Source organism: Bacillus oleivorans (assembly GCF_900207585.1).
GTDB classification, from domain to species: Bacteria; Bacillota; Bacilli; order Bacillales; family JC228; genus Bacillus_BF; species Bacillus_BF oleivorans.
This window is the reverse complement of the sequence record NZ_OAOP01000003.1, coordinates 399,602-418,611: the sequence shown is the minus strand read 5'-3', so window position 1 is coordinate 418,611 and position 19,010 is coordinate 399,602. Positions and strand designations below refer to the sequence as shown.

The 19,010-nt window shown below is 39.9% G+C and carries 16 protein-coding genes; 4 read left to right on the top strand and 12 right to left on the bottom strand.

Annotated features, from left to right (window positions below; genetic code table 11):
• Positions 1-158 precede the first annotated feature (158 nt).
• From lepB to CRO56_RS09350, 3 genes are all read right to left on the bottom strand, one after another.
• Entirely contained in the window at positions 159-713 is a 555-nt protein-coding gene (gene lepB / locus CRO56_RS09360) for a signal peptidase I (protein ID WP_097158342.1), read from the bottom strand.
• Between the two features lie 32 nt (positions 714-745).
• Complete coding sequence (locus tag CRO56_RS09355; RefSeq protein WP_097158341.1) at positions 746-1,372, bottom strand: TVP38/TMEM64 family protein; 627 nt, start codon at positions 1,370-1,372, stop codon at positions 746-748.
• A gap of 230 nt (positions 1,373-1,602) precedes the next feature.
• The gene (locus tag CRO56_RS09350; RefSeq protein WP_097158340.1) at positions 1,603-3,603 is read right to left on the bottom strand and encodes a S9 family peptidase; all 2,001 of its coding nucleotides are present in this window, start codon (positions 3,601-3,603) and stop codon (positions 1,603-1,605) included.
• 189 nt (positions 3,604-3,792) lie between these two features.
• Here CRO56_RS09350 and CRO56_RS09345 point away from each other — a divergent pair, with 189 nt between their 5' ends.
• Entirely contained in the window at positions 3,793-4,194 is a 402-nt protein-coding gene (locus tag CRO56_RS09345; RefSeq protein ID WP_097158339.1) for a YhjD family protein, read from the top strand.
• Here the strand turns inward: CRO56_RS09345 and CRO56_RS09340 are convergent.
• On the bottom strand, positions 4,180-4,749 hold the full coding sequence (locus tag CRO56_RS09340) for a competence protein ComK (RefSeq protein ID WP_245855729.1): 570 nt from the start codon (positions 4,747-4,749) through the stop codon (positions 4,180-4,182). The genes CRO56_RS09345 and CRO56_RS09340 overlap by 15 nt on opposite strands.
• A gap of 164 nt (positions 4,750-4,913) precedes the next feature.
• Between CRO56_RS09340 and CRO56_RS09335 the strand changes: the two genes are divergently transcribed.
• Entirely contained in the window at positions 4,914-5,153 is a 240-nt protein-coding gene (locus CRO56_RS09335) for an IDEAL domain-containing protein (RefSeq protein WP_097158338.1), read from the top strand.
• Positions 5,154-5,227: 74 nt separating this feature from the next.
• Here the strand turns inward: CRO56_RS09335 and CRO56_RS09330 are convergent, their stop codons facing one another.
• Positions 5,228-6,493, bottom strand: a complete 1,266-nt coding sequence (locus CRO56_RS09330; RefSeq protein WP_097158337.1) for a M48 family metallopeptidase — start codon at positions 6,491-6,493, stop codon at positions 5,228-5,230.
• A 444-nt stretch (positions 6,494-6,937) separates the two neighbouring features.
• Between CRO56_RS09330 and CRO56_RS09325 the strand changes: the two genes are divergently transcribed.
• Positions 6,938-11,842: a lamin tail domain-containing metallophosphoesterase family protein gene (locus CRO56_RS09325; protein ID WP_245855727.1), complete on the top strand. Its 4,905-nt coding sequence runs from the start codon at positions 6,938-6,940 to the stop codon at positions 11,840-11,842.
• 361 nt (positions 11,843-12,203) lie between these two features.
• On the opposite strand, the gene CRO56_RS09320 is transcribed toward CRO56_RS09325, so the two are convergent.
• The 3 genes from CRO56_RS09320 to CRO56_RS09310 form a co-directional block, all read right to left on the bottom strand.
• Positions 12,204-12,410, bottom strand: a complete 207-nt coding sequence (locus CRO56_RS09320) for a hypothetical protein (RefSeq protein ID WP_097158335.1) — start codon at positions 12,408-12,410, stop codon at positions 12,204-12,206.
• A 168-nt stretch (positions 12,411-12,578) separates the two neighbouring features.
• A complete protein-coding gene (locus CRO56_RS09315) occupies positions 12,579-12,881 on the bottom strand; it encodes an AzlD domain-containing protein (protein WP_097158334.1) in 303 nt (100 codons plus the stop codon).
• On the bottom strand, positions 12,874-13,611 hold the full coding sequence (locus CRO56_RS09310; protein WP_097158333.1) for an AzlC family ABC transporter permease: 738 nt from the start codon (positions 13,609-13,611) through the stop codon (positions 12,874-12,876). Before CRO56_RS09310 ends, CRO56_RS09315 begins: the two co-directional genes overlap by 8 nt.
• Before the next feature lie 119 nt (positions 13,612-13,730).
• Between CRO56_RS09310 and CRO56_RS09305 the strand changes: the two genes are divergently transcribed.
• Positions 13,731-14,282 carry a helix-turn-helix domain-containing protein gene (locus tag CRO56_RS09305; RefSeq protein WP_097158332.1) on the top strand — a complete coding sequence of 184 codons (552 nt, stop codon included), beginning with the start codon at positions 13,731-13,733 and terminating at the stop codon, positions 14,280-14,282.
• A 650-nt stretch (positions 14,283-14,932) separates the two neighbouring features.
• On the opposite strand, the gene CRO56_RS09295 is transcribed toward CRO56_RS09305, so the two are convergent.
• The 4 genes from CRO56_RS09295 to chbG form a co-directional block, all read right to left on the bottom strand.
• Positions 14,933-16,492 (bottom strand): fatty acid--CoA ligase family protein, encoded by a 1,560-nt coding sequence (locus tag CRO56_RS09295; protein WP_097158330.1) that lies wholly within the window; start codon positions 16,490-16,492, stop codon positions 14,933-14,935.
• Between the two features lie 129 nt (positions 16,493-16,621).
• A complete protein-coding gene (locus tag CRO56_RS09290; RefSeq protein ID WP_097158329.1) occupies positions 16,622-17,941 on the bottom strand; it encodes a 6-phospho-beta-glucosidase in 1,320 nt (439 codons plus the stop codon).
• Positions 17,938-18,261, bottom strand: a complete 324-nt coding sequence (locus tag CRO56_RS09285) for a PTS lactose/cellobiose transporter subunit IIA (RefSeq protein WP_097158328.1) — start codon at positions 18,259-18,261, stop codon at positions 17,938-17,940. Before CRO56_RS09285 ends, CRO56_RS09290 begins: the two co-directional genes overlap by 4 nt.
• A 4-nt stretch (positions 18,262-18,265) precedes the next feature.
• Positions 18,266-19,009 carry a chitin disaccharide deacetylase gene (gene chbG / locus CRO56_RS09280; protein ID WP_097158327.1) on the bottom strand — a complete coding sequence of 248 codons (744 nt, stop codon included), beginning with the start codon at positions 19,007-19,009 and terminating at the stop codon, positions 18,266-18,268.
• Position 19,010 lies beyond the last annotated feature (1 nt).

Sequence of the window (19,010 nt, the reverse complement as noted above, 5' to 3'; positions counted from 1 at the left end):
ATATTATGAATAGTCTCTCTGAATTTACAGAATTGATAAAAACCGGGGCGTGACAAGCACGCCCCGGTTATTTTGGAGCTTACCGGATATAGGCACTCTCCCTTTTGCAGGAATAAAAACAACCAGTTCAAGAAACTGGCTGTTCTTCTTTTTATATTTTAAAAACTTGTATCGACTTCAGATAATGGCCAGTAACGGAGGTTTACTTCGCCTACGACCTTGTCAATTGGAACAAACCCAAAATGGCGGCTGTCCCAGCTTTCGAGACGATTATCCCCAAGTACAAATAGCATTCCCTCTGGAACCGTTTCAGTCTTCCACAGTTCTGCTAAGCTAAAGTCCCCAGTTAAGGGCTGACCTGGAGATGCTGTCTTCCGATAGTTAGTTAGATAGGGTTCCTCAACCGCTTTTCCATTAATAAAAAGCTGGTCGTTTTCGTAAACAATTTGATCGCCAGGAAGGCCAATAACACGTTTCACGTAATCTTCTTCCTCATTTGCATGAAAGACGATGACATCAAATCGATCAATCGATCCGAGTGTATACCCGATTTTATTTACAACGAGCTTATTGCCTTCCTCAAGGGTAGGCATCATCGATTCTCCTTCTACCACGTAACTTGAAAATAAGAAAGTCCGGATAAAAACAAAAATAACCAATCCAATCCCTAGAGCTTTCAACCATTCAATGCTTTCTTTTTTTAGTGTCTCCATTACAAGCGTCTCCCTCTTTTGTTCGTTCTCTATTACTTTGAATCCATCTCCATTTGTTCTTTTTCTATTTTTTTATTTAAACTCACTTCTACTCGTTTTCCCACAATCCAAAGTATGAAAATAACAATGAGCACAATGATCGTTTTTCCCGGGTGGTCCAAAAATGAAGTAATATCATAACCTACAAAAGTCATGGAAATAATCATAACAAATTTACCAGTCATAACCGCTAATCCATATTGATAAGGTTTGATCGCTGATAAACCTGAGACGATATTGACAAGAGCTGATGGTGTAAAAGGAAAGCAAAGTAACAAAAATAAGGGGCCAAACCCGTGTCTTTCCACCCAATTGGTTAGCTTCAAGACTCTTTTATTCTGACTGATTATCCTAAAAAACTTTTTTTGTCCAATTTTTCGGAACGCCAAAAAAACGACAAAAGCACCCAAACATGAACCAATCCATGAGAACAAAAAACCCCAGAAGAAGCCGAACGCATTTGCATTTGCTACAACAAATAAAACGAGAGGCAAGAACGGTAAGAGAGCTTCAAGAAATGGTAAAAATATACCCATTATTGGCCCTAGCGCTTTATAATTCTGAATCACTTCCTCAATATTTTCTTCAGTAAACCAGTTTGAAAAGTCTTGAAAATCCATGTTGTTCTCCTTACTTTTTCTCTATAGGGAATATATGGCAGAAAAAGGGCTAATAGTAGTAGTATAGCATATATTACCTTGCCAAAAGAGTTGCAATATAGTAATGTTTTTTAGCTTTCTCCATGATTGTCCATATATCCACTATACCCCTTTCTTTGTAAAAACAAACTGTCCGATTGTTTAGAATCTGCTAAAAAAAAGCCCTGTCCGCTAGACAAGGCTTTTTTCGATTACACATATTCTGCAAACCAATCACGAATCGCTTCTAAACGTTTCATTCGTAAATTTGGTTTTCCGCTTCTGGATAATTCATGGTTTGATTCTGGAAAGCGAATAAACTTCGTCGTTTTCTTTTGACGTTTCAGTGCAATAAATAGCTGTTCTGCCTGTTCAATCGGGCAGCGGTAATCCTTTTCGCTGTGAAGAATTAATAAAGGTGTTTCCATTTTATCCGTATAAGCAAGCGGTGAATGCTTCCAAAGCTTTTCGATATCGGTCAAATCCGCCTGAATTTGCCACTCAGTAAAGTAATATCCAATGTCACTAACTCCGTAGAAACTGATCCAGTTAGAAATCGAACGCTGTGTGACAGCTGCTTTAAAGCGGTTGGTATGTCCTACAATCCAGTTGGTCATAAATCCGCCATAGCTTCCGCCAGTTACACCAAGGCGCTCCGAATCAATAAAGTCAAACGTTTCTAATGCGTAATCAACAGCTGCCATCAAATCATTATAATCATTGCCGCCATAATCTCCTCTGACCGCATTGACAAATTGCTGACCGTAACCATGGCTTCCTCTTGGATTCGCAAATAAAACAACATAGCCTTGTGCCGTTAACACCTGAAACTCATGAAAGAAAGTATTGGCATACATCGCATGAGGTCCCCCGTGAATTTCTAGAATCAACGGGTACTTTTCGCCTTCCTTAAAGCCAAAAGGCTTCATGATCCAGCCTTGTACATCCCAGCCTTCTGCACCTTTATAGACGAATGACTCTGCAGCGGCAAGCTCTACTTCAGCTAGAAATTCTTGATTAACTGCTGTTAGCTGTTCTCTATGACCAGTTTTTATATCTAATTGATAAAGGTCGCCAGGATGCGCTGGCTCGCTAACAGCTGCTACCCCTAACGTTCCTGCTGCATTTACAGTAAAGCCGTACACATGCTCATTACCTGGAGTTAAGGATGCTCTTTCTCCATTTAATGAATAATGGACGATTTGCGTGGACCCTTGATGAGAAATTTGCAAAAAGAATCCCTTTGAATCCTCTGTCCAAATAAGACCAGGCCCTACAGCCCCCTGCTGGAAATCAGCTGCAACAAAATCACCTACCGCAACATCCCAGTCAGCTGTTACACATTTTGAGCTGTTTTGTTCAACATCATAGAGCCAAACCTTAGATAAAGTAGCATTCTCATATTCCCTTTCATTTCCTAAAAAGGCAATATACTTGCCATCTGGTGACCAGGAAGCACCGTAGAACATTCCTTTTTTCCCTTCAGTGAGAGCTTTCTTATCACTTGTTTCAAGATTATAAATATATAAATCAAGATTAAATGAAAAGTCCTTCTCTTCATCCTGATTGCTGGAAATAAGAAGCTGTTTTCCGTCTGGTGACCAATCTTCAGCATTATGACTATGTACGCCTTCTGTCAGCTGAGTGATTTCACCAGTTTCTAAATCAAGGATTGCAACCTGACTTTGTTTTCCGTCGAGGAAGCCGCTGGCGTCTGACTTATATTTCATTTCTGCGACTTCTAGCGGTTTTAATTCTTTGTCTTTTTCATCCTTCTTTTTTTCTTCATCTTCTTGCTTTTCACCTAATTTTTCTTCAGGTTTTAAAGCTACTGAAAAAGCGATTTTCTTCCCATCTTTTGACCATACTGGCTTGCTTGCCCCATTTTCCAGTTCAGTCAAAGGCTTAGCTTCGCCGCCATTTAGATGTAGCTTGTACAGTTGATTTTTTCCGCTTCTGTTGGAAACAAAGACTAACTCATCCCCACTCGGCGACCAGCGTGGAGAGTGATTTTTTTTATCTCCAAATGTCCAGGCTACCGGTACTTTTTGATCTAAGTTGATAAAATAAAGGTTAGAGCTATAATCATTTTTCTCTTTAGATATCTGCGTTTCTACATACACAAGATTTTTCCCATTTGGCGATAGCCTTGGGTCAGTTACCGATTTTAGCTTATATAAATCTTCTGGGCGAATGCCGCGTTTTTCTGTCATTTCCCTTCATCCTCTCTTATTCCTGATGTATTACTCTCCATTTATTTCGACAATCAAAATAAATTTCCCTTCTCCATTTTAAAAATTTTGTTATTTTTTTAGGGAACAATGAAGATAACAAAACTTGCAAACCATCTCGTCTTTCATGTATGATATATACGAACAAATGTTCCCTTGAGAGGTGGGCATATGACAAAAATCCCAGACCATGACCGTGACATCATAGAATATGCGATTTATTTACCAATGGTCTTGACCATTTTTGAGAGAGATTTAATGGCCATTAATAAAAGTTCTGTAAAGCTTAAGAAGCCATACCAAGAGCTGCTTGAGAAAAAAATGATTATAGTGCAAAAAGATTTGCGTGAAGTGAAAAAGTATTTAAGGCAGCAAAATATAAGTGTGCAAGAATCAAAGAGGGACGAATCGTTTACCACGTACCTTTTTCTGTACAAGGGCTATGAGGAATATCATAATTATTTCAATCCGAGAATCCGCAACAAAGTTCAAGAGCTTATTACAAAATATTTTCTGGGTGTAAAAGTAGTGCTGGACAACAAGGATGAGGGAGACTCACTATCTATTAAATAAGCTGTTAATAAAAAGCGGTTCCTCAAAGGCTTGTCCGTTCTCAACTTTTGGCGGGATCATAAACCATTTTTTACTGGGAAGGTCCATTCGCTGTATAAAACGAACCATCAAAAAGGAGGTTCTAAACAGCTGGCTTCTAAATGCATCAATTGACGTGGGAATAGTTACAACCTCATTATTGACGAATTTAACATCTGTGTCATTTTGATTTGTTTCAGAGAAATGCAATACATGCAGCAGGGAAATCCAAGAGCATTGTTCTCGTGATGGGGAATGAGTAGGGAAAAAATAAATAAAATGATAGGGATCGATAGCGACAGGAGCTTTATGAGTAATCGACATTAACTGTTTTGTGCCTTCCTTCCTGCCTGGATAACTTGAGCCAAAATACCCACAGCTTTCTTTTATAATCTCGAGGGGTTTCTTTGGAACAATAAATGAATCGGTCGTTTCCTTTACCATTGAAAATGTTTTAGATCCATATGTATGAGGGATAATCGCCATTGTGTCCGGTCGGATCTCATATTCCGTTTTCAGTTTCTGGCTTTTATTCAAATTGTTTCATCTCCTTTCAATTTGTGACTATAATACCATATAATTGTAAATTTGTACAAATATTTTCAAAAATTGGTACATTAATTATTTAAATTTTTAGAATTATTAGTTGTTATTTTTTTTAGGGTGCCATATACTAAGAAAAAGAGTTGGAGTGATATAAAATGACTCAAAGAAAATCGTATTCTGACTCATCCAAAGCTGGTGCCTTAGTACCTTTAAAGCCAAATGGCCAATATGTGTTAGACTTGTACATTGAGTCACTCTTCTTCGAAGCATTCCTACAGTTCCAATCGGACAGGCTGATGTCTGAGATCGATAAGGCTTTAGAACAGGGAGACATCAGAACCTTTCATAAAAAAGCAAAAGAATATAAAAAACTCCAAAGTGTTCTCCATTCTTAAAATCTTATAACCCTTCATGCAAAAGGCTGTCATGCCATCGGGGTATTTCCGGTAAGCAGACAGCCTTTTGCATTTTAATTTTCAGACGTTCTAAAATCCTGAATCATTATAAGACGTTCTAGCATCGTAGGATGTGTATAGTAAAACCATTTAATTAATAAAGGAGGCTGAACTTGACTTAAACCTGCTTTCGTCAGCTTTTGAAAGGTTGAGATGGCTGCATCCGGGTCTTTTGTCAATTCTAGCGCATACTGGTCAGCACTAGCTTCCGAATATCGGGAAACGGCATTAGAAATAGGGCTTGCCGCAAACAGCATGAATGAAAGCAAAGCAAATAATAACGGGAGTGAACTCAGACGGTTCCAGCCTGAAATTTTAAGAGTGTCTTTATATTGTTCCCCCCAACGCTTCACAAGCTTAGACAGAATCCATAATCCAACCAAAGACAAGCCTAAATAGCCAGCTAGACCAAAATAGAGATGTTTTTTAACATAGTGTGCCATTTCATGCGCCATTATCACCAATATTTCATCCTTTGAGAGTTGCTGTAAAGTCGTATCCCATAGCACAATTCTTGAGCTTGCTCCGATCCCATTTACATAGGCGTTCATTGCATTGGTTTCTTCCGACATATTCACCTGATACACATGTTCTGCCGGAATGTCAGCCTGATCGGCCAGCTGTAGGATTTCTTTTTCTAACTCTTTATCTTGTAAAGACATAAAGTCATTGTACAGCGGGTCTATCACAATCGGCTGAATAAAAACAAAAAAGGTTGCGTACGGAACGAAGAAAAGCCAGGCATAGAGCCACCAGCGTTTCGGACTTTTTTTCATTAGCCAATAAATGGCGGCGACAATAATAAAAGTGGTCAAAAAGCCTAACCAGAAATCAAGCATTTCATCCTTCATCCAGGCTGAAAATGTCTGGTTTGAAATCCCATACTCAACTGAGAAACGATGGCTTAAATATTGAAAAGGAAAGATTGCGATAAAAGAGAGAATCGATAAATAAAAAACGTAGACGGCTGACTGAACTGCATGATATTTAGATATTTTTTCGGCGGATTTCTCCATTAACAGAGAAGCACCCGTCACTAAGACAAGCAGATAAAATAACCATTCATACGGAGTGGAGAGCAAGCTTAGCAAATAGCGGATTTTCGAATATTCCTCTGATAAAACTAGTTCACGCTCTGTCATGAAGGTCGATGGATCGGCTACACTTCCCCGCAAACTTTCTGGTATCGTATGATCAGCCCAGTAAAATAAATAAGCAAACATCAGCAATCCAAACAAAATGTAAAGAAGAATCCCCCGGACTCCCCATTTTTTAGACATCGCCTGTCCCCCCTTTTGTACATGCTCTTTTATCATTGTAAGCGAAAAAATGAAAATTAGACCAAGAGGAAAGAATTTCATACCTGTACTATATTTGGACTCTGTTTTTATTTTTGGCTGTTTTCATATGTTTTGTTGTTAAACACCGCAGTTGAAATACACTTCGCGGACCTTAGGGCGATTGAGGGGAGCCTCCTCGGCGCTATGGCGCCTGCGGGGTCTCTTGTTAAGCTTATTTCATTAAATATGAACTGTTAAAAGTAACAATCATTTAGAAAACAGCCTTATTTTTTATTCGGTATTGGCAGGTTTTGAGTCCATTGTCTCATTCCTCACATATTTATTACATTTTAACATGGGGTTTACAAACTATTAATAGACTACATATAAGATTAAATTTAAAAGCTTATACATAAACAGGAGGTCCGTATGAGAGGGAAACGAATGAGAAACAAATTAAAAAAAGGGATGATATTTTTATTTATTCTAGCAATCTTACTTTCAAATGTTAGTTTTACAAGTAACTCAAGATTAGTCTTTGCAGAGAATCATACATCTTCTACAACCACTAACTCTACTCCACAACCAGAAGAAGACACAACTGCTGCTCCAAGTTCTGATGGGACAACGACTCCAGAGGAAACATCTAAAGAGGCATCACAGTCTACCATTAATGACTCTGCTCCAAAAGATGAGAAAGATTCTGAGCTTGAAATAGCGACAGAGGAGGACAAAGGTTCTCCTGTTATTCAGCACACTCCTATTACAGAAGTAAAAGCTTCAGAAGATGTTGTGATTGCTGCTGAGATTACGAATGCTGCCGAATTCACTGCTGCACTTCATTATCAAACATCACCAGATGAAGGATTTCACACCATTCCTATGAATCTAGTGGAAGGATCATCGTACCAGGCTGTTGTCACTAAAGATCAGCTTATAACAGACACTTTAAAATACTATATTACTGTTAGCCAACCGGATAGCGAAATCATCTACCCAGAAGGCAACCCATTTGAAGTAACCGTTTCTCAGGAAGATGGAGTGGATTATAATAGTCTGCCACATCTCTTAATTACGGAAATATCACCAAACTCACAAGGATCCGGAACTGATTATTATGAGTATTTTGAGCTGTACAATAATACAAATCAACCACTAAATTTAACGAATTACTCATTTATCTATCGGTATACAGATACAGGAAATGAGTTATCTTTTCAAATCCCAGTGACAACAATTGAACCCCAAGAGACACTTGTATTTTGGTTTAATAATGGGAACAAGACACTTTCAGACTTCAACGCAAACTTTGGAACAGAATTATCGGAGGAGCAGGTCGTTCAATTTAACGATGTGTTTCCGGGATTCGCCAATGGGGGAAATCGGGCTATTGTCATAAAAGACCATACTGGTGCTGAAGTGATTTCAGCAAGCTATCTGTCCGGTGAAACAGATAATACAGGTGCCGTTGTAGAATACAAGTATCCAACAACAGGTACTGAAATGGTCAAGCATCAAGTCTTAACGTTACCAACTCCTAGTACCATTGAAGCCATTCAAGTACCAGAAACGCCGGTAACTTTACCCGATCAGCCAAAGGACGTCGAAGCTCCTGTCATTACACATACTCCAATCACTAGCAGCCAGCCATTAACCTCAATCCAGATTGAAGCAAGAGTGACAGACAACGTCGCTGTCCCAGTAGTTACGCTTCATTATAAAAAAGAGAGTGACCTTGATTTTACATCGATACCAATGAGTCCTAATGGCGAAACATATATGGCAGAAATTCCAAGTTTTCATGTGTATGAACCTATTGTGTACTTTATTGAAGCATCAGATGGTGTGAACTTCACCACTACAGATGAATATACGATTCAGGTAGTTCAGCCAGAGGTTGATTTTACAAGTATTCCTTATTTACTAGTTACAGAGATTGTACCTGATACCACAAATGTCGGAACGGCTGATGGCTATGAATTTATTGAAATCTATAATAACAGTGATCAAGCAATCAATTTTAAAGATTATAAAATGTATTATCGATATGGAACCGATCCAGCTACAGATGTGGTTTGGCCCTCAGATCCCGAAGAAGTGGTAATCCCGGCTGGAGAAACGCTCGTGCTTTGGATTATCAATACGCAAAACAGGGAGCAAACAGTTGCAGATTTTAACGCAAACTACGGATCAAGCTTAGTCGAAAATGAAGATATAGTCCGAATCTACAGTGACGGTATGGCAAATGGCAGTATGCGCGGGCTTGTGATTGGAACCAATACACATAAAGAAATTTCTGTTTCTTATTACAATGACGAACCAAATGTGGATGATACGTTTGCAAATAAAGGGATTGTTTTCGGGTACCCCACTGATAAATCAACAGTTGGTAAAAAGATTGGCATCCTAGATGCTACACCAGGAAGGGTTGAGGGCTTCCAGGTTCCAAGCGAGCCAGTTCATTCGGAAGAAGACACTGTGCCGCCAACCATTGAAAACCTAACAAACGTAACAGAGGTGAATCAAAAGGACAATATCGATATCACTGCTAATGTAACTGACGATAAGGAAGTAAAATCAGTTCGTTTATTTTATAAAGTTGATAACCAAGACACATATAGAGAAGCGATTTTACAAGAGAATTACGATGATTTGCTATATCATCATATGATCTATTCCCCTGATTTAATTGGGAATCAATTTGTTGATTATTATTTGGTAGTTTCTGATGGCAGCACAGAGGTCACAAGTGATACCTATCGAGTAACGATTACGAATGAACTCGATTCCTCTAGCCTTAGATTAAATGTAAAAAGTGATGAAATCCTGCGCGGTGAAAAGGAACTCAAGGCTACATCAGCAACAGATGCTCCCGATGACATTAAAATGTTCATTGATGGTAATGAGGTTACGGAAGGGTTGTACCAATCGGTAGAGCATACTGCTTATTTTGCTTTTGAAGTAAATGGTCTCAACACGTATTTCCAAAACGCAGTAACGATGGGGGAAGAAGTTCTATACACCATGGATGATGATTGGTTAACACAGTGGAAAACCTTTAGCATTCCTATTGAACCTGAACGGCTGGCAGTTGGAGAAACAGTCATTACCGTTCGTACAGGAAATAAAGCATCACCGTTTGATTTAGATTCTGCCGAAAATCGCGATGATTTTGATTTGAAAAATGTTCGCTTGGTGCTTGCTGATGGAACTATTATCAAGGATCCTTCATACAGTGACCCATCTCAAATTCTTAAAATGAATGATGCGAACCCATTTGTTGATTTTACCTTTACGATTACTGAAAACGAGGCTCGCTCAAAAACCTATAGGTGGGACACTACCTCTGTATCAGATGGCAAACATGTAGTGATGGTTCAGGATAAAGACGAAGAGGTTAGTTCTGAGCTAGTAGTAGATAATACAGCACCGACTGTCAAAACTAGCCTGAAGGAAGGAAAGGAATACAAAGGCGCCTTTTCCATTGATGTTGATGTAAAGGATAAACTTTCGGGTGTTGACAGCTACAAGGTTTTACTAGACGGTAAAGATATTCAAGTACCACTTGAAACATCTTCCGCGGAGCTGATTCCAGGTGAACACGAACTGCTGATCACAGCTTTTGATAAAGCGGGAAATCAACAAGAGACGCGTGTTGAGTTTTCGGTTGCAGATGAAAACCCAAGTCAGCCTGAAGTTGTGTCACCAGCTAATCATTCGATAGTCGATGGTGATCCGAAATTACAGGTAAAGGTTACTGATCCAACAAACGATAAGTTAGATGTTACTTTTTACAAAGGATATAAGTATGACCTGAGTACTGACGTACATGTAAAAGGATTTAAACATGCAACAGAGTTTGAGCCGCCGCTGCAAATGGTTCCAGAAGGAGAACAAGCTTTTACCTCAGAGGATATACAGCTTGTCTCTAAGGCAGACGGGAGCTATTTAATTTCAGATTCTGAAACCCAATTCCCTTATCATCGTTTTGATGTTACCGTTGACGAGTCCTTAGACGAAAATGACCGCGTCGAACTTTATTGGAAAGGGAATTCGCTTGAGGGCAGAAAAGTATCGATGTATGCATGGAATCACGGTTCCAATCAATGGACATTAATCGACTATAAAATTGCAGGGACTGAGGATTTTCAGCTAAAGGGACTAGTCACTGTGAGTGAATATGTCAAGGATTCAAAAATAAATGTACTTGTTCAAGACGAAATTCCGAGTACACCGGATGATTATGATTACACATTTGTCTGGATGTCGGATACACAATTTTATTCAGAAAGCTTCCCTTATATTTATGAGCGACAAACGGAGTGGATTGCTGAAAAACAAGAAGAACTAAAGATTAAATATGTGTTCCACACTGGTGATTTAGTTAATAAATCAAACCAGGAATATCAATGGAAAAATGCGGATAACTTTATGAAAGTCCTTGATGACCATCAGATCCCATATGGAGTGCTGGCAGGGAACCATGATGTGGACCAGGTAAGCAATGACTACACGGAGTACTATAAGTACTTCGGCGAAGATCGTTTCAAGGATAAGCCATATTACGGCGGGTCTTATTTAAACAACCGCGGACATTATGATTTAATTTCAGCGGGCGGAAATGATTTCATTATGGTTTATCTTGGCTGGGGTGTAACAGATGAAGGGATACAATGGGTAAATGAAGTGCTTGCCGCTCATCCAGACGAACTCGCGATATTAAATTTCCACGAATATTTGCTCGCAACGGGATCTAGACACCCGCTTGGCGAAAAGCTCTACAATGAAATTGTGCTGCCCAATCCGAATGTCATTGCCGTCCTCAGCGGTCATTACCATGAGGCACAAACCCTGGTAGATCAAATCGATGATGATGGCGACGGTGTCGCAGATCGTCAAGTCACACAAATGCTTGCAGATTATCAGGCTGGACCTGAAGGCGGTCAGGGCTATATGAGACTGCTTCATTTCGATCAGGACAATAATCGGATCTTGGTGAATACGTACTCTCCTTACTTGGATGATTATAACTACTATGATACTGGGGCATTTCCCGGAAAAGATGAGTTTGTCATCAATCTTGATTTAGCTCCAAGTAAAAAGAGAGTCGCAACCGATTATTTTGCTGTTAATATCTATACAGACCATGTAATTGATACGGATAAAGTAAAAAGCGGGGATATTGCTGAAGCAGTTTGGAACGGTTTAGAGAGCAATAAGGCTTATTCATGGTATGTGATTGTCGAAGATAAGTACACAGGAAGAACGATTTCTGATATTTGGACGTTCGTAAAAGGAAAAGAAATAGAGGGATCAAAAAAGAAAATAGGCAGTTCCGATTCTGATTAAGTACTATAGCAGTTTATTTATCAGGGCACCCAAATGTGGGTGCCTTTTTAAATCAAGAGTGTGGCAGCGAGCAGAGTTCTTGCGGACATCAGTTCCGTTATTTGTGACAAAATAGGCGATTTCCAAAATTACAGGACACTGGTTCCGTTATTAGGGCAAAAACATGCACTTTTTGCTAGATTTCCAGTAAATAGCGGATCGTATGTCCTTTAAATTACAATAACAGTGGTTTTTTTGGATATAAAGGAACGTATGTCCGCTAAAAAATTTAAGAATAGGCTCCTCGCACATTACTGGGTCCAAGGCTAAACCTATTAGAGCGGGTATCCATTATTTTGAGGTTTATAACCTCACAGTTTATTTATCTTGGGAGTATAAGGCCTATTTTCTCTTCGTATCCATTTTGGTCCTTTTTAGAAACTATCTCAAAGACATTTTTTCCTCTTTTCCATCCAGTTTGGTCATTTAGAAACCCTCTCAAGGACGTTTTTCCACTTTCCCATCCAATTTGGTCCTTTAGAAGCTTTCTCAATGACTCTATTTCCACTTTCCTATCCAATTTGGTCATTTAAAAGCCCTCTCAAGGACTCCGCCTCCTCTTTCCCATACGGTTTGGTCCTTTAGAAGCTCTTATTTTTAATGACTCTTCTTCCTCTTTTTCACTCAAATTTTGTTTACTAAACAATGAAAAAGACCTTCGTAATGAAGACCCAGATATCATAGTAATTAAGCATTCCTAAAACAAAGAAAAAATCGACAATACCGCCACCGTTCCAATCACAACCACAATCACATTCACACCGATGAATGCAATTGCAAATGCGGAAATCGCGCCCACGACACCAAACCAGAGCTCCTCTTGAATAAAAAAGATCGCTGGAAAAATAAGCGCGCCTAAAGTTGCATATGGTACATTTTTTAATACCCCTTGAATAAAAGGCGGAAGCTCTTTTCCCCGAATCAGGACAAAAGGAAGCATTCTTGGTATGTACGTCACAATCCCCATTCCAACAATCATCCAAAAAATTGGGCTAGTCATGCTGAACAACACCTCGATTTCTGATCCATTCAACCCATTCTATTAAAATAGCAGAAGCTAAAGTCGAAGCTACGATTGCCCACCCAGATGACATGACATCCGACATCGTTATAACCGTATTAAACACAGCGGCAACTAAAGCCAGAAACATTACTTTTCTATTCCCTTTCAATGAAGGCACCAATAGCCCGATAAACATCGCATACAATGCGACCGACATACTTTCCTGTAAAAATTGCGGCATTAGCGAGCCGCCAATATATCCGATTCCTGAACTGATGACCCAGCTCAAATAGGCTATAATCGTTAAACCGTACATAAAGCCAGTTGTTAACTTTTCTTTCGTAATCGATGCCACAGAAAATGTTTCGTCTGTAACTCCAAAGGCATAGACAGCTTTTTTAAACACAGAGTCTTTTTCTACTTTTTCATTAAGGGACGTTGATAATAGTAAATGTCTGATGTTAACAATAAAAGTTGTCAGGACAATTTCGGCCATTCCAATTCCTTCTTCGATCAAGCTTAAGGACATATACTGGGCAGCCCCCGCATATACAAAAAGACTCATAAATACCGTTTCAGATAAAGTTAAACCTGTGGTTTTGGCAATCAGACCAAAGGCTACTGCTATAGGAAAATAGCCAATCGCAATACTGGTACCCGCCTTTAAGCCCTGTTTAAAATGTAATGAAGCCGCTGTTCCCGCTTTGGTATAAACACTTTCCTCCATATTCTGTCCTCCCATCAGTGCATTTCTATGATACTCTAAATCTATGTCAATCTTTTTTAAAATATTGTAATATATTATACAAATGTACGTTAAAACATACAATCCAAGGGAGAAAAAATATGGAAGAAATTCAAAAAAAAATCGGAGAAAAAGTGAAGTCGCTGCGAAAATTGAGACAGCTAAGCCTTGATCAGGCTGCGATTCGGACAGGGGTATCGAAAGCCATGCTTGGTCAAATTGAAAGAGGCGAATCAAGCCCGACTGTCACGACTCTATGGAAAATTGCTACTGGCTTCCAAGTATCCTTTTCTTCCCTGATCCAAGAGGAAGAATCCAATATTTCCATTGTCCGTAAAGACTCCGTAACCCCCATCAGAGAAAATGATGATAAATATCGGGTTTATTCGATCTTCCCTTTTGACGCACGGAAGAAGTTTGAAGTTTTTTTAATTGAGCTGCTGCCAGGCTGCCATCACATTTCGGAACCTCATCCTGAGGGAGTTGAGGAATACATTACCGTGATGGAAGGATCCCTGACAATTGAATTTGCGGGGGAAGAGCATGAAATTCGTAAAGGGGAATCACTGCGCTTTGTGCCCAATCAAACCCACACTTATCAGAATAAAGGCTCTGAGGTTGTTCAATGTCATATGATTATTTATTATCCATAAAGATTCTCGGTTTTTGTACACCGCGATTGTTTGAATGAACGATTGCTGGATTTTCTCAGCGCTAACAGAAAATTTGATGTAGGTTTTGGACAATTGGAGCGATTTGTGCTTCCAGGGAACTTATTGAGCGGTGGAAAAATTAATTGGGCGGCTTCATCGATTTTTTGGGCGATGAAAAATATAATTGGGCGCCTTCACCGATTTTTTGGGTGATGAAAAATATAATTGGGCGGCTTCACCGATTTTTGGGCGATGAAAAATATAATTGGGCGGTTCTCGCGGTTTTTGGGCGATGAAAAATATAATTGTGCGGCTTCACCGATTTTTGGGCGATGAAAAATATAATTGGGCGGCTTCACCGTTTTTTTGGGCGCTGGAAAAATTAATTGGGCGGTTCTCGCGGTTTTTTGGGCGATGAAATATTTAATTGGGCGGCTTCACCTTTTTTTGGGCGATGAAATATATAATTGGGCGGCTTCACCGATTTTTTTGGGCGATGAAAAATATAATTGGACGGTTTCCACAATTATTTGGGCGATAAAGGACAGGGTTCTAGTATTAAAACCAATAATTCGCCTTCCTGCTCACTCACCAGGAGCCGCAAAGACCTAGCAAAAAGCTGGAGAATCATCTCCAGCTTCATCAAAAATTTATTTAGTCTCAACTGCTATTTCCTTTAAAGATCTTCTTAAAATTTTTCCGGTTGCGTTTTTCGGAAGTTCGTCTATAAATTCTACGTAACTAGGAAGCTTGTATTTAGCGAGATGCAAAGAGCAATATTCTATCAAGTCATCGGCTGTTAAATCGGGATTATTGGAAACCACGAAGCTTTTAACAGCTTCTCCATGGGCTGGATCCGGAATTCCTACAACAGCTGCCTCCACAATATCAGGATGATTATACAAGACTTCTTCCACTTCGCGAGGATACACATTGTATCCGCCAACAACTATCATATCCTTTTTACGATCGACGATATATAAGTAGCCTTCTTCGTCCATTCTCGCTAAATCCCCAGTGTAAAGCCAGCCGTCCTTAATGGTGGCCACAGTTTCTTCCTGTAGTTTATAATATCCCTTCATCACGTTAGGACCTTTTACAATTAATTCCCCGACTTGACCTATGGGTACTTCCTCGCCAGTTGCGTCCACCACTTTATTTTCTACATTGTTTATGGATGTTCCGATAGACCCAGGCTTTCGCGGACGGTCGAGCGGATTAAAGGTGGCTACGGGAGAGGCTTCCGAGAGTCCATAGCCTTCTGAAACAACCACCTTAAATTTATGTTCAAAATTTTTAAGCAGGGCAACCGGCATGGAAGCTCCCCCAGAAACACAAAGTCTAAGAGACTTCAAATCGTCCGGGTTTCCTTCTGGATATTGGTACAAGAAGTTGTACATCGTTGGAACGCCAGCGAAAACGGTTGGATTCATGGTTTTTCCTAAATCAAAAATTTCTTTCGGACTAAACCGCGGCACGATAAGTAGAGTTGCTCCTTTCATTAATGGAGCATTCAAAGCGACGGTTAGGCAAAAAACGTGAAACATTGGCAAAGCTGTAATAACGCGGTCTTCTTCATTGAATTTTAAATACTCCGCGATGTCATGAGCATTACTAAATAAATTTTTGTGAGTCAGCATTGCCCCTTTAGGTTTGCCTGTCGTACCAGATGTATACAGGATAACCGCAGTATCATCCTCTTTTACGTCAACTGGCGCGAAAGATAAATCCCCTTTCTCCAACACCTCTGTAAACGCTTGCAATTTAGGGTAAATCGATAAACTCCCTAAATCTAATGGGGAATCTCCCTCTTGTTTTGGAGTTTCGCAAAGAATGAAAGATTCAACTTTTGGAAGAGAGGTATGTACTTTTTCTAATACTGGCAGCACAAGGTCCAAGGCAATCAGTGCTTTTACATCCCCATTGTCAAGCATGTAGCCAATTTCCGTTGGAGTATAAAGCGGATTCATCGGAACGACAGTTGCTCCTGCTCTTAATGCCCCATATAAGCCGATTACAAAATACGGTGAATTCCCTAATATGAGTCCTACATGGTCACCTTTTTGGATCCCAATCTTCTGCAGACCACTTGCAAACTTCGTTACAGCCCCCTCTAATTCAGCGTAGGATTTGCTTTCCCCTGCAAAATAATACGCTGGCTTAGCGGGAACTCGAGCTGCCGTTTCTCTAAGCTTTTCCGTGATATTCATATTTTCCCTCCCCTATTTATGAATGAGTATTCATTCAATATTCAAATATTATTATATTTTAAAAATTATAAAAAAACAATAAAATCACGAGGCCAACATGTACCTTAAATGTCAGCCTCTTCATAGATTTTATTTAAAAAATTGCGGAAGATAATCTTTATGAGCTTCTAGCATTTCATCTACTATTTGCTTGGCAATTGTATCAGACGGGACAAGCGGATTGATGGTCATGGCTAATAATGCAGTATGGTAATCTCCTGTTACAGCAGCTTCTGCAGCCACTCTTTCAAAGGACTTAATTTGCTGCACAAGTCCTCGAACCGGCACAGGAAGGTCACCAATCGCGATTGGTTTTGGTCCATCCTTCGTAATTACACAGTTTACTTCTACCGCGGAATCATAAGGAATACTGGCAATTGCGCCCAAGTTTTTCGTGTTGACCGGCTGGATATCTCCTATATTGTTATACATCGAATGGATCAGACTGCAGGCTGCATCGCTATAGTAAGCTCCTCCCCGTTTTTCTAATTGCGGAGGCTTTATGTTTAAATGAGGATCTTTGTAGAGCTCGAACAAATCCTCTTCCAGCTGTTTCACAACCTCTGCCCTCGTTCCAACTGACTCAGCTGCCTTCAGTTCTTCCTCAAGCATTTTACTAGTTTGATAATAATAGCGATGGTACGGACAAGGCAGAACTTTTAAGGCTTTAATAAAATCAGGCTCCCAGCCAAGATTGACAATGTTTTTCATTGATACACTATTGGTCGGGTTCGTAAGCTCTTCTAACACCTGGTCTGTTATATCAACCCCGTCCTTGTATACACGGAGACCATAAACCATATGATTTAAGCCAGCAAAATCAATTTGAATTCTGCTCGCTTCGACCCCTAAAATTTTGGCGATTCCCATTCGCATACCAATCGGAACATTGCATAACCCTACTACTTTTTGATGGCTGGAATAACGTAATACGGCCTCCGTTACCATTCCTGCAGGGTTCGTAAAATTGATGAGCCAGGCATCTGGACAAAGCTCCTGAATTTCTTCTGCAATTTCTAAAATGACCGGAATCGTTCGTAATCCCTTAAAGAGTCCCCCTGGCCCATTTGTTTCTTGGCCAATTACCCCATATTTCAAAGGAATCTTTTCATCTTTAATACGGGCATCTAAGAGTCCCACCCGTAATTGCGTTGTGACAAAATCGGCTCCCTCTAATGCTTTTCTTCGGTCCAGGGTTAAATGAATCTCCATTGGAACGCCGGCTTTTTGAACCATCCGCTTCGCCAATTCCCCCACTACCTGTAATTTATGCTCTCCCTCTTTAATATCAACAAGCCATAGTTCTCTAATTGGAAGCTCGTTATAACGCTTAATAAATCCTTCTATCAATTCTGGAGTGTAGCTTGAACCTCCGCCGATCGTGGCAATTTTTAATCCCTGCTTGCTCATGAAGAGCTCACCTCCCCAAGATGTTTCCAAAGCTGCAATATTTCTTCACACAATTCCTTTACCGTAATGGCATTCATCAAATGATCCTGAGCATGGATAAAAAGCAATGAAATCGAAACTTTTTCACCTTTAGCCTCATTTGTTAATAAGCCCGCTTGAATAGAATGAGCTTCTATGAGCTCCTGATTGGCTTCCTCTAATTTTTGCTCGGCTTCATCCCATTTTTTTTCTTTTGCAAGTAAGAGTGCCTCCATCGCCAAGCTTCTTCCGTTCCCGCTATGCAAGATTAGCTGAAAAGCAAGTTGTTCTGCTGTTTCCATCTGTTCACCCCTTGATAGACCCATAGTGAGTTAGCTCTATCTTTCTTTTAGCTAATTCCTGTTTTAAGCTTGGGTCCTTTAGGATCTCCAATTCTTGTAATCTCTGAACATTATAGCTGCTTCCGGTTATAACAGCCTCATCCACGTAGCCCGGATGACACATTAGTTCCGCAGTTTCAAACTCGCTGATTGTCTCCAGCAATTCAATCAAATGATCACGAGTTGCCATTTCCCCATAGAATGTGTGGGCTAAAAAATCGGTCGTCAGGATAGCTGCTTTCTTCAGTTCCTCTGAATTGGGCCGAGTCATTCTAATTGGAAGAGAATATTTTTTCGCAATCTCTATTACTATCGGCGATACTTTCTCATGAGCATGAACATGATGATGGCTATCAATATGAGTGGGCAAGCCGCCTTGTTCTACAAATCTAGTAAACTGAGCCGTCAACTCTTTCCGAATTTCTTCTGGCTCCGCCTCATCGAGAAAGTTCTTGCCTTTTTGAAAGTATCCTTCTTCATTCATTAAACTCGAAACATCTTCACAAAGAGGCTTCCCGCAGGTTAATACCAAGTGAATGCCAACCCCAAGAGACGGATTAGCTTGTTTTAACGCAAAAGCATGACCCGCACCCGGCATATTTACCATAAGGGTGGCTGATGTAACCACCCCATGGTAAAATGCCTCCATGATTCCATGATTAACGCCTTCTGAATAGCCGAAATCATCGGCATTGACGATAAGCTTCATT